The 9,409-nt window shown below is 73.3% G+C and carries 4 protein-coding genes; 1 reads left to right on the top strand and 3 read right to left on the bottom strand.

Going from position 1 to position 9,409, the window contains the following annotated elements:
* On the bottom strand, positions 1 to 6,896 hold a 6,896-nt coding region (locus AOK24_RS19845), incomplete at its 3' end, for an SDR family NAD(P)-dependent oxidoreductase (protein WP_159051933.1).
* Positions 6,897 to 7,330: 434 nt separating this feature from the next.
* Positions 7,331 to 7,909, bottom strand: a complete 579-nt coding sequence (locus tag AOK24_RS48590; protein ID WP_159051932.1) for a DUF6417 family protein — start codon at positions 7,907 to 7,909, stop codon at positions 7,331 to 7,333.
* A gap of 285 nt (positions 7,910 to 8,194) precedes the next feature.
* Between AOK24_RS48590 and AOK24_RS47610 the strand changes: the two genes are divergently transcribed.
* Positions 8,195 to 8,566, top strand: a complete 372-nt coding sequence (locus AOK24_RS47610; protein ID WP_055721405.1) for a hypothetical protein — start codon at positions 8,195 to 8,197, stop codon at positions 8,564 to 8,566.
* 57 nt (positions 8,567 to 8,623) lie between these two features.
* Here the strand turns inward: AOK24_RS47610 and AOK24_RS19830 are convergent.
* On the bottom strand, positions 8,624 to 9,409 hold a 786-nt coding region (locus AOK24_RS19830), incomplete at its 5' end, for an EF-hand domain-containing protein (RefSeq protein WP_167376846.1).

Here is a 9,409-nt window from a genome sequence, read left to right as displayed (position 1 = left end):
CCCACGAGCCGGGCGTGGGCGGACGTACCGGCGGAGAGTTCACCGAAGGCGTCCAGGGAACCGAGGCTGAAGGGGACCGCCAGGTCGCCGGACCACGGCACGGCCCAGTGGCAGGCGCGCAGCGCCCCGTCCAGCAGCGCCCACGGCTGCCCGTCCCCCAGCCGCACCAACGCCTCTCCGGCACCGGCACGGATCTCGTCGATGACCTGGAAGGAGGGCCCGTACGCGAACCCGGCGTCCGTGTAGTCCCGATAGGCGCCGGTCCGGTCCCGTACGACGCTCAACCGGCCCCGCAGCGCGGCGAGTTCCTCGGCGGAGTCCGGCGCGGGGGACGCCGGGACGGCGATCCCGCGCGCGTGCGTCCCGTCGTCGCTGTGCACCTCGAAGGCGAGCCGCTCACCCTCCGGCCGGAAGGAGACGTACAACTCCAGCTCTCCGCCGCCGAGTTCGACGGCCCGCCCCCACACCACGTCCCGCAGGGCGTGCCGGACACCCGGCTCGGCCAGTCCGGCGGCGGCGCGGACGAACTCCAGGGTCGCCGCGCCCGCGAACAGGGGACGGCCCTCGATGACGTGGTCGCGCAGGAGAGCGTTGGAAGCCCGGAGCGTCTTGCGGAACCGGACGCCGGTGACCGTCGACTCGTTGGCGTCGACCAGGGCGTGCGGCGCGGCCGAGCCGAAGTCCGCGTCCAGCGGGATCCAGTAGGACTCGTCGGCGAACGGATACAGCGGCGCCCGCACTCGGCGAGGCGCGGGGCCGGGCCGGTCGGCGTGCAGGGCGGCCCAGTCGACGTCCTCGCCGCGCAGCCACCTGCTGGCCGCGTCGTCGGCGACCGGGGGAACCGGCCCGCCGCCCGCGAACTCCCGCAGCGCGGCGACGAGTTCGGCGCCCTCGGTGACCAGCACCGCGAACCGCGCGTCGAGTGCCTCGCGCCCTACCCGGCTCGTGAAGCACAGGTCGGCCAATGGCACTCGCTCGGTCGCGACGAAATCGGCGGCGCGGTCGGCGTAGGCCCGCAAACGCTCCTCGTCGCGGGCGGACAACAGGAACAACTCTGGTTCAGCCAAACGTTGTTGGCCCGCCGGAGTCTCGGTCACCACGTCCGGGCGCGGCGACTCCTCCAGGACGAGGTGCGCGTTTGCCCCGCCCGCGCCGAAGGAGCTGAGGCCCGCCCGGCGCGGCCCGTTCCCCTCGAGCCAGGCGGACAGTTCCCGCTGGACGTGGAACGGGGAGCGCTCGAAGTCGATGTTCGGGTTCAGCTCCTCGGCGTGCAGGGACGGGACGAGCGTGCGGTGCCGGAACTGGAGCAGCACCTTCGTGAGCCCCGCGATCCCGGCCGCCGACTCCAGGTGCCCGATGTTCGATTTGGCCGACCCGATCGGCCAACTCCCCTCCGTGCCATACGCGTTGGTCAGCCCGGTCAGCTCGATCGGATCGCCCAGACTGGTGCCCGTGCCGTGCGCCTCGACGTAACTGATGTCGCCGGGCGCAACTCCCGCCTCGCGCAGCGCCGTCGAGATGACCTGCTGCTGCGCGCGCGGGTTCGGCACGCTGTAACCGTTGGTCCGGGCACCGTGGTTGACCGCGCTGCCCAGGATCACGCCCTGGATGCGGTCACCGTCGGCGAGCGCCTTGCGGTACGGCTTCAGCAGCACCGCGCCGACCCCCTCGCCGGGGACGTAGCCCGTGCCGCCCGCTCCGAAGGCCCGGCAGCGGCCGTCGTCCGAGAGGAAGCGGCCCTGGCTGAGGAAGCCGAACTTGTACGGGTGGACGGAGACGTTGACGCCCCCCGCGATGGCCAACTCGCTCTCGCCCCGGCGCAGGCTCTCGCACGCGAGATGGATCGCGGTCAGGGACGAGGAGCACATCGTGTCCAGGGCCATGCTCGGGCCGGACAGGTTCAGGGCGTGGCTCACCCGGTTGGCGATCGTCGCGAACGACGAACCGGTCAACGGGCGTCCACCGCGCAACGCGTCCAGTGCGCCGTGGAACTGGTACTCGCCGTACATGACCCCGACGTACACACCCACCGGACGCCCGGCCAGATCGGCGCGCCGGTAGCCCGCGTCCTCCAGGAGGTGCCAGGAGTTGAGGAGGAACAGCCGCTCCTGAGGGTCCATCAACTCGGCCTGGCGGGGGGAGATTCCGAAGAAGAGGGGGTCGAAGCGGTCGACGTCGCGCAGGAATCCGCCCCAGCGGGTGTGCGCGAGACCCGGGGCCGCCGGGTCGGGGTCGTACCAACGGGTGCTGTCCCAGCGGTCGTTCGGGATCTCCGTGATGCTGTCGCGGCCCTCGGCGAGGTTCTCCCAGAACTCGTCGAGGTCGTCGGCGGACGGGTAGCGGCCGGCCAGTCCGACGACGGCTATGGCGCCGTCGTCCTGCTCGGTCCCGGCCGGGCCGGAAGGCCGCGCGGCAGGGTTGGCCCGGCGCACCGTGCGGGTCACGGCCGCAGTCGCGGCCTTGCCGGAGGAGACCCCCTCGCCCTTTCCGGACGAGCCTCCGTCGCATCCCCCTTCGCCGGGCGCGCTCAACTCGCCCGCATGCCGCTGCGCGAAGTAGTCCGCCAGCTCCCCGAGGTTCGTGTACTCGAAGAACAGCGTCTTCGACAGGTTCGCGAAGTGCCGCTCCAGCTCCCGGTTCAGCTTCGCGATCATCAGCGAGTCGATGCCGTACCGCTCGAACGGCGCCTCCTCGGCCAGCTCCGCCGCGTCCAACCCGGTCTCGGCGGCGATGAGTTCACGCAGCAGCGCCACGGCCCGCGCCCTTGGGGCGGCGCCCTGTGCGGCGGCCGGGCGGGACGTCTGCGGGGCGAGCGCGGTGAGCGCGGCCGTGATCCGCCGTACGTCACCGTGCGCGGCGATCACCGGGCCCCGCATGCCGAGCGCCTGCTCGAACAGGGCGAGACCCGCCGCCGTGGAGAGCGTGCCGAACCCGGTGCGGGCGGCGATGTCCGAGGCGTCCTCGGCGCTCTGCCGCATACCGCCCTCGGCCCACAACGGCCAGGCGATCGCGGTGACATGGCCGCTGCGCTCGGCGTACGACTCCAGGCGGGCGTTGGCGTAGGCGTAGTCGCTCTGCCCCGGGTTGCCGATGTGCGCGGCGATCGAGGAGAACGCGACGAAGAAGTCCAGCGGGTCGCCGGCGGTCACGGCGTCCAGCGCCTCGACGCCCGCCGCCTTGGGGGCCAGGACGGCCGCGAAGTCCTCGGCGGACTTGGTCAGCGCGAAGCCGTCCCGCAGGACACCGGCCGCGTGGACGACGCCGGTGAACGGCCCGAACTCGGCGTGCACGGCGTCGAGTTGGTCCCGGTCGGTGACGTCGGCGCGGCGGTACGCGACCCTGTCGTCCAGGTCTGCGGGCCGCTCACCCCGCCCCACCGCCACGACCTGGGCGTCCGCCCGCGCGAGCAGCCACTCGGCGACGATCCGCCCGAGTCCGCCGCCACCTCCGGTCACCAGGTACGTGCCGCCGTCACGGACGACAACCGGCTCGTCCCCCGGCGGAGCGGTCTCGACCGCCAGGACCCGGCGCCCGGAAGCGGCGTAGGAGACCTCCACGTCCCGGCCGTGTCCCGCGAGTTCAGCACCGAGCGCCTCCGCCTCGTCCATCCCCTCGCCGAGCCCGATCGCCTGGATCGCCAGCTGAGGGTTCTCGGCGCGGACCGTCCGGGCGAAGGCGCCGAGCGCGGGGTCGTCGCGGTGCAGGAGCAGGACCCGGACGGGGGAGGCGGGCCGGGCGGCGAGGAGGTCCTGTACGGCGCGCAACGCCCGTTCCGGCGCGGGCTCGTCAACCGGATCGACCAGGTCGACCAGGACGACATCCGGCGCCGTCTCGGTCACGACCTCGAACCCGAGCCCCGCCAACACCGAGCCGCGTTCCGCAGAACCGACCACACGGGCCGTGCCGCCCAGCTCAACTCCCGTGACCGGCAAGGGTGCGTCTACCCACCGCCGGACCAACAGCGCCGACTCCCGCGCCCCACCCAACACCCGCACGGCGAGGTCGTTCAGCCGCGCCAGCACCCGCCCATGACCGTCCACCAACGCCAGATGCGCCCGAGCGGTCCGCTCACCCGACTCCTCGACCGTCACATGAACCCGGCACCCCTCGACGACCGGCCCGTGCACGACGAGTTCACCGAGCGCCAGCGGCAGGAACCCCTCGGCGGACTCTCCGTACGCCCGCGCCAACAGCACGACCAGCGCTTGCAACGCCCCGTCGATCAGCGCGGGGTTGAGCACGGCTCCGTCCAGCGCGGCTCCCTCGGGCAGTTCCAGGACGCCGAGCGCCTCCCCGTCCCCGAGCCGCACTTCGCCGAGCGCCCGCATCCGCGCCCCGTAGCCGAGTCCGAGGCCGCGCAGCACCTCGTACGCCTCACCGTGCCCGACCACATCGCCGCACCGGTCCGCGACCGGCGTGAGATCCACCGGCGCGGGCGGATCGACCGGCGCCGGGCCGATCGAGCCCGACGCCACCACGTCATCGCTGTCGGCGAGTTGGAAGCCGACGGTGTCGTCCTCGTGCCACAGCCGCACCAGCGCGGTACGTGGACCGTCGGCGTAGGAGAGAAGCCGTTCGAAGGAGACGCCGCGCAGCAACACGGGCCCGCCGAGCGCGAGTTCACCGGCCGCCCGCACCAACTCGACCTGTCCGGCGGCCGGCATGACCGGTGCGCCGTTCACCTGGTGGTCGGCGAGGTAGAACTCGGCGCCCGTGCGGGAGCTGCGGTAGGCGAGGGTGTCGAGCGTGGAGACGTTCTCGTCCAGCATCGGGTGCGGACCGGCCGCCGACGGTTCCGGAACGGGGGACGCGGGCGCGTCGAGCCAGCACCGCCGCCCCTCGAACGGGTACGTCGGCAGCGGAACCCGCCCGCGCTCCTCACCCTCGAACCACGCCGACCAGTCGACGGCCGCCCCCGCCTGCCAGGCTCGCGCCAACCCGCCCCAGGGCCCGTCGGTCACTCCGAGGGCGACCCCACGCACCTCGTCGAGCGCACCCCTGACAGGGATGCGCGTCCGGTGCGGCGTGCCGGAAGCCGCCTCCCCGTCCACAGCGTCCGCAAGCGTCAACTCCCCCGCGACACACGCCGCGACCCGCCCCGCCAGCCCATCCCCATGCACCGCGACCGGGATGACACCCCAGTCGAGCCACAGCTTGCCGAGCGCGTACTGCACGGCGAACGCCCGCCCCCGCGCGCCCAGTTGGTCGGCGCCCGCAGTGAGCGCGGCCTCGTGGTACGCGGCGAAGGCGGGCTCGGCCGCCCACGCGTCGGCCAGGTCCGCCGCGTCCGGAAGGTCCTCCGTGAACACGAACGACACCTCGCCGGTCCCGGGGCGTTCCGGGACTGCCGCCTCCCGCAACGCCCGTGCCAGCGCGGCGCGTTCGCCCCCGGTCACCGCGAGCCGGTACTCGTGGGCCCGGCGGCCGACCGCCAGCGTGTACGCCACGTCCGCCAGCGGCGCCGAGTCGTGGCCGTCGAGATGGCCGGCGAGGTTCGCCGCGGCCGTGGCCAGAGCGGTCGGCGTCCGCGCCGACACCACCAGCACCTGCGACGCCCGCGAACTCCCGGTCACCGCGACGGACGGCGCCTCCTCCACCACCGCGTGCGCGTTCGTCCCGCCGATGCCGAACGAGCTGATCCCGGCCCGCAGCGGCCCGTCCCCCGTCCACGGAACCGTCTCCGTGGAGACCTTGAACGGTCCCGCGGCGAAGTCGATCGCCGGGTTCGGTGTCGTGTAGTTGACGGTCGGCACCAGCGTGCGGTGCTTCAGCATCAGCGCCGTCTTGATCAGCCCGGCGACGCCCGCCGCCGCGTCCAGATGCCCCAGGTTCGACTTCACCGAACCGATCGCGCAGAACCCGGTGTCGGCGGTCGTGTCCCTGAACGCCCGTGTCAGCGCGGAGACTTCGACCGGGTCGCCGAGCCGCGTCGCCGTCCCGTGCGCCTCGACGTACCCGATGGACCGCGGGTCCACGCCCGACACGGAGTGCGCCTCGCGGATCACCGCGGCCTGTCCGGCGGCGCCGGGCGCGGCGAAACTCACCTTGCCCGAACCGTCGTTGTTCGTCGCCGTGCCCTTGATGACCGCGTACACGGTGTCCCGGTCGGCGAGCGCGTCCCGCAGGGGCTTCAGCACGACGACCCCGACGCCGTTGCCGAGGACCGTGCCGCTCGCGTCCGCGTCGAACGTCCGCACGTGCCCGTCCTCGGAGAGGATCGCGCCCTCCTCGTACAAGTACCCCTTTTCCTGGGGGACTTTGACGGTCACGCCGCCCGCGAGCGCGATGTCGCACTCGCCGTTCACGAGGCCCTGGCAGGCGAGGTGGACGGCGACGAGGGAGGTCGAGCAGGCCGTCTGGACGGCGTAACTGGGGCCCTTGAGGTCGAGCTTGTACGAGAGGCGCGTCGCCAGGTAGTCCTTGTCGTTGCCGACCATCACCGCGAAGTGGCTGGACGTCGTGGTCTGGTCGACGTTCGGCAGCACGTGCTGCTGGAGGTACGTGTTGACGGCGGCCCCGACGTACACGCTGATCAGGCCGTCGTAGCGGGCCGGGTCGTAGCCGGCGTGCTCCAGCGCCGCGTGGCCCGCCGTCAGCAGGACGCGGTGCTGGGGATCGGTGATCGCCGCCTCGGCCGGGGTGAACTCGAAGTAGCCCGTGTCGAAGAGGTCGACGTCCGGGATGATCCCGTGCGCCGGTACGTACGTCGGGTCGTCCAGCAGGCGCGCCGGGACGCCGGCCGCCGCCAGCTCCTCGCGGCCGAAGCGGGTGATGCCCTCACGGCCCTCCCTCAGCAGACGCCAGAAGGAGTCCAGGTCGTCGGCGCCGGGGAACCGCCCGGCCATCCCGATGATCGCGATGTCCGTCTCGGCCGCCTGGATCTCGTGGCTGCTCACTGGCGCGATCTCCCCTTGTTCGTGTGCGGGTGTGGACGAGGTGCGGCGAGGGGATCGGGTCAGCCCCGGCGCGCGGCGAGCGGGACGCGCCCCCCGCGCTGCCCCGGACGCCTCGGAGACGGGCCTGCCGGAAGGGCGCGCGGAGCCCGTACGGAGGCGGCGGCGCCGTCGCACCCGGCGCCGCCCACGCCTCGGGGCCGGCGGCCTCTGGTTCCGACGGCAGTCGACACGCGCAGCACCTCCCACACCCACGGCGGACCCGCCCACGGAGTGGGCCCGCCTCGGTTGTGGTCCAAGACTCGTCGCGGCCGACGCGTGCCGTCACCACCCAACCGAGTAGAGCCGTCGACGGTTCGCGCGCGGGGAACCTACTCGATCAGGTGGTTTGAAGGGGGTCGGCGCAGGTGAGAGCCACCCCCACCCTCAGCTGCCGGTCAGACCTGACCGCGGCGCACCCACACGCCGTACTCGCGGCGGAAGCGGTTCTCCTCCGCGCACGAGAAGACGGTGGTGCGCAGGGACATCGCGTACGCCGCCGACTCCATCTGCTCCGGGGTCAGGCACAGATGCCAGCGCTTCTCGGTGGCGCTGAACCCCGCCGCCGCGACCCGCTCCGCGAGCCCCTCGACCGGTGGCCGGGTCAGCCGGTGGCCGACGCCGACGAAGACCCGCAGCGTGTCCATCTGGGCGGGCAGCAGCTTCACCAGCTGCTCGCCGGGCGCCGGTTCACGCGGGACCGGCTGGACGACCGTGCGGTTGTGCGCGTACACGAGGACGTCCCGGCCGAAGTCGGTGACGCGCAGGGCGCGCGGGACCGAGTGGCCCACCAGGGCGGCGAGGTCGGTGAGCGCCTGCCGGTCAGCCTGCTCGACGATGCCCTCCTGGATCGCGGCCTTGACCGCGTTCCACACCCCGTCCGACAGCCCGTCGTCGAGCACCCACCCCCACCGGTCCGCCCGCCAGCCCGCGCACAGCTCCTCCAGGAGCGTGATCCGCTTCTCCGAGTGCCTCATGCACCACCTCGCCCACCGAGCGTAGTGCGCCGGGCAGCACAACGTGAGCGGTTGGGGAAAACCGGCGGTGACGACCCGGCCCGGCTGTGCCAGGGACGTACGGACCCGGCGCGCGGACGCGAGCTGGTTCATGAGCGTGCGGTGGCGCGCCTCCGGCTTCGTGTTGTCGGCGTACCCCTCGGACAAAGCCCCCGCCGACATCTCTTGACGCCTCGCCCCACCCGCACCACCATCGAGGGCGACCGAACGCATGGTCGAAACCGGCTGAAGGAGACGACCAGACCCATGCGAACGAGACTCATCGCAAGCGGCTTGGCAGCAGGGGCGGCGGCGCTCGGCGCGGTCCTGGCACCCACGCCCGCCACGGCAGCCCCCTCCGCGCAAGTGGTCTGCATCCCGGAGGCCCGGGTCTGCGCGGGCGTCGACGGCAACGCGACCCAGGGCTACGTGTACACGTTCACGATCAGGCAGCCGCCCCCGGCCCTCGGCCTGTCCTTCACCGTCAACGGGCTCCCGGCGGCGGGCAGCAGCACGATCGTCACCCAACCCAACCTCGTGCAGGGCTGGTTCAGGCCGTCCCCGGCCCTCGTCCAGGGCGACCGGGTCTGCATGACGATCTCATCCATCCCCGGCACCTACTGCGGCACAGCGAGCTGACCGACCACCCGGCAGGGGCGGCCCCCGCCACCGGGGAACCGCCCCTGCCGTGCGCCCTCACGCCTCCGCGAGCAGCGGATCGAACGGCGTCGTACGGTGCCGGCCCGCCATGAACGACAGGAAGTCCCGCACGAACTGGCCCCGCGAGTACGCCTCCCCGACCTCCGGCAGCTCCCGGCGGAACGCCCTGCGGAACAGCCGCCGGTACTCCTGCGCGTCGATGCGCTGGTCGCCGTTCGTGTCGGTGGCGTCGAAGAGGACCTCGGCGACCCGGATCAGCGCGGGCCCGGCGAGGGACGGCACCGCCGCCGCGTACTCCGCGCGGCTCACCCGGCCGTCGCCGTCGGTGTCCAGGGCCGACTGGAGCTCGCGCCACCAGTCGGCGTACGCGGTGTACAGGCGGGTCTCCAGCGGCTCGTCCAGATCGAGGCGGGTCGACAGCTCGCGGGCCATCGCGGCGAGGTCCGGCCACATGACGTAGCCGTCGCCGGTCTGGTCGAGGACCGCGTCGAAGAACTCCTCGGCGTCACGCGACGGTTCACGCTCGGGCACGAGAGGCTCGGCGGGCAGGGGCGTGACCAGCCGCACGAACGCGCCGGCCTTGCGCACCGTGTCCCGCACCGCCCTGATCCGGGGGTCGTCGCTGTCCGGCGACGTCGACAGCAGGTCGACGACCTTGTCCGCCTCGACCCACCCCTCCGGCAGGAACCGCGCGAGCCCGGCCGTGAAATAGGCGCTCCGCAGCAGCGCCCGCGCCCCCGGTACCTCGGCCAGCCCCGCCCGCCGCCGGAACGCCTCCGGCAGCGACGCCACCGTGACCGCCCCGATCACCGGCCCCGCGAC

Source organism: Streptomyces niveiscabiei, assembly GCF_001419795.1.
In the GTDB taxonomy this organism is placed as follows: domain Bacteria; phylum Actinomycetota; class Actinomycetes; order Streptomycetales; family Streptomycetaceae; genus Streptomyces; species Streptomyces niveiscabiei.
The sequence above is the reverse complement of the archived record's forward strand: the minus strand, read 5'-3'. Positions and strand labels throughout refer to the sequence as shown.

What these genes read in the sequence shown, in the direction of transcription:
- AOK24_RS48590 (WP_159051932.1), bottom strand. Translation starts at nt 7,909, where the DNA reads ATGAGGCACTCGGAGAAGCGGATCACGCTCCTGGAGGAGCTGTGCGCG.
- AOK24_RS47610 (WP_055721405.1), top strand. Translation starts at nt 8,195, where the DNA reads ATGCGAACGAGACTCATCGCAAGCGGCTTGGCAGCAGGGGCGGCGGCG.